General features: G+C 70.9%; 1 protein-coding gene and 1 pseudogene. Both read left to right on the top strand.

Translation table 11 applies throughout. The features are described from left to right. A pseudogene (locus tag AC1D15_RS34905) lies at nucleotides 1-190 on the top strand (penicillin-binding protein 2); the annotation flags it as partial. Continuing rightward, nucleotides 190-870, top strand: a 681-nt coding sequence (locus AC1D15_RS34900; protein ID WP_477829683.1) for a Mur ligase family protein, incomplete at its 3' end; no start/stop codon positions are given. The pseudogene AC1D15_RS34905 and the gene AC1D15_RS34900, both read left to right, overlap by 1 nt.

Here is an 870-nt window from a genome sequence, read left to right as displayed (position 1 = left end):
GCCGCGCATCATCGTCGCGGTGATGGTCGACGAGCCCAGCAACGGCAAGTATTTCGGCGGCGACGTGGCCGCACCGGTGTTCAGTGAAGTCGTTCAACAGACCTTGCGCTCGATGGGGGAACCCCCCGACATCGAGGTGCGGCCGCAGATCGTGACCCACGCGCTGCAGGCCGAGGAAGAGAGTTTCTGATGAGCCAGGCACCCACCCTCATCCATCACGCGAGCGTCGAGTCGGCGCTCGCGTGGCTGCTTGCGCGCGGCGTGCGCGGGCTCGCCACCGACAGCCGCCGCGTGCAGCCGGGCGATGCGTTCATCGCGTGGCCGGGCTATGGCGTCGATGCGCGGCAGTTCGTGCCGCAGGCGCTGGCCGCCGGCGCGGTGGCCTGCCTCGTCGAGGCCGACGGCTCCACCGCGTTCGAACTCGATCCGCAGACGGTGTCGGCGCTGCCCGACCTGAAGGCCGCCACCGGCGAGCTGGCGAGCGGCTTCTTCGGCGAACCGAGCACGCGGCTGCGCGTCGTCGCGAGCACCGGCACGAACGGCAAGACCTCCACCGCCTGGTGGACGGCACAGGCGCTGAGCCTGCTCGGCGCGCGCTGCGGCGTGATCGGAACGCTGGGCGTCGGCGAGCCGCCGACGAGTGCGGTGCCCGATGCGCAGGTGCTCTCGACCGGCCTCACGACGCCCGATCCGGTGACGCTGCAGCTCGCGTTCCGGCAGTTCGCCGACGAGGRCTTCCGGGCCTGCGCGATCGAGGCCTCGTCGATCGGTGTCGTCGAGCAGCGGCTGGCCGGCACGCATGTCGAGGTCGCGCTGTTCACCAACTTCACGCGCGACCACCTCGACTACCACGGCACGATGGACGCCTAC

The sequence above is a fragment of the Rhizobacter sp. P2_H2 genome (assembly GCF_056403375.1).
The sequence above is the reverse complement of the archived record's forward strand: the minus strand, read 5'-3'. Positions and strand labels throughout refer to the sequence as shown.